Here is a 1,724-nt window from a genome sequence, read left to right as displayed (position 1 = left end):
GGCATGACTGATCTTCACCCGATTATATCGTCAGTTACGTCTCGGGTGGTGGAGCGGTCGGCGGCGGGGCGCCGGGCGTATCTGGAGCTGATCGAGCGGGAGCGGGATGGCGGGGTGGATCGTCCGCGCCTGTCGTGCGGCAACCTGGCGCACGGTTTCGCGGCGTCGGGGGCGGACAAGCCTGCGATCCGGGCGGGCGGGGCGATGAACGTCGGGATCGTCACCGCCTATAACGACATGCTTTCGGCCCATCAGCCTTATGGCGGCTATCCGGAGCGGATGAAGCTCTGGGCGCGCGAGGCGGGGATCACCGCGCAGGTGGCGGGCGGGGTGCCGGCGATGTGCGACGGGGTGACGCAAGGCCAGCGCGGCATGGAGCTGTCGCTGTTCAGCCGCGACGTGATCGCCCTGTCGACGGCGGTGGCGCTGAGCCACGGCATGTTCGAGGGCGCGGCCCTGCTCGGCATTTGCGACAAGATCGTGCCGGGCCTGCTGATCGGCGCGCTGCGCTTCGGCCATCTGCCGATGGTGCTGGTGCCGGCCGGGCCGATGCCCTCGGGGTTGGCCAACAAGGAGAAGCAGCGCGTCCGCCAGCTTTATGCCGAAGGCAAGGTGGGCCGGGCGGAGCTGCTGGAGGCGGAGGCCGCCTCCTATCACGATGCCGGCACCTGCACCTTCTACGGCACGGCCAATTCCAACCAGATGATGATGGAGGTGATGGGCCTGCACGTGCCGGGCGCGGCCTTCATCAATCCGGGCACCAAGCTGCGGCAGGAAGTGACGCGCGCCGCCGTCCACCGGCTGGCGGCGATCGGCTGGGGTGGCGAGGATTACCGCCCGATCGGCCGCGTGATCGACGAGAAGGCGATCGTCAACGCCGCGGTCGGCCTGCTGGCGACGGGCGGATCGACCAACCACGCCATCCACCTGCCGGCGATCGCGCGGGCGGCGGGCATCGTCATCGACTGGGAGGATCTCGACCGGCTGTCCTCGGCGGTGCCGCTGATCGCGCGCGTCTATCCCAACGGATCGGGCGACGTGAACCATTTCCAGGCGGCCGGCGGCATGGCCTATGTGATTTCCACCCTGCTCGATGCGGGCCTGCTCCACGGCGATATCCTCACCATCTGGCAGGGGGGGCTGCGCGCTTATGCGGCCGATCCGGTGCTGGCGGGCGACAGCCTAGCCTGGCAGCCGGCGCCGGCCGATCCCCTGGACCCGCAGATGCTGCGGCCGGTGGCCGATCCGTTCCAGCCGGATGGCGGGATGCGGCTGCTCCAGGGCAATCTCGGCCGGGCGACGATGAAGACGAGCGCGGTCGATCCGTCCCGCTGGACGATCGAGGCGCCGGCGCGGGTGTTCCACGACCAGGACGATGTGAACCGGGCGTTCAAGGCGGGCGAGCTGGACCGCGACGTGGTGGTGGTGGTGCGCTTCCAGGGCCCGCGCGCCAACGGCATGCCGGAACTGCACAAGCTGACGCCGCCTTTGGGGGTGCTGCAGGACAAGGGGTTCAAGGTGGCGCTGGTGACGGACGGGCGGATGTCGGGGGCGTCGGGCAAGGTGCCGGCCGCGATCCACATCACGCCGGAAGCGCTTGGCGGCGGCCCGCTGGCGCGGCTGCGCGACGGCGATGTCGTCCGCGTCTGCGCCGCCACCGGCACGCTGCAGGCGCTGGTCGACGAGGCCGAATGGGCATCCCGCCCCGAAGCCGCCCCGCCCCG

Annotated in this window: 1 protein-coding gene; it reads left to right on the top strand. The window is 70.6% G+C overall.

The features are described 5' to 3' along the window. Window positions 1-3: 3 nt before the first annotated feature. On the top strand, window positions 4-1,724 hold a 1,721-nt coding region (gene edd, locus CV103_RS22000; protein ID WP_107396252.1), incomplete at its 3' end, for a phosphogluconate dehydratase.

This window comes from Edaphosphingomonas fennica, from assembly GCF_003034225.1.
Lineage (GTDB): Bacteria > Pseudomonadota > Alphaproteobacteria > Sphingomonadales > Sphingomonadaceae > Sphingomonas_E > Sphingomonas_E fennica.
The sequence above is the reverse complement of the archived record's forward strand: the minus strand, read 5'-3'. Positions and strand labels throughout refer to the sequence as shown.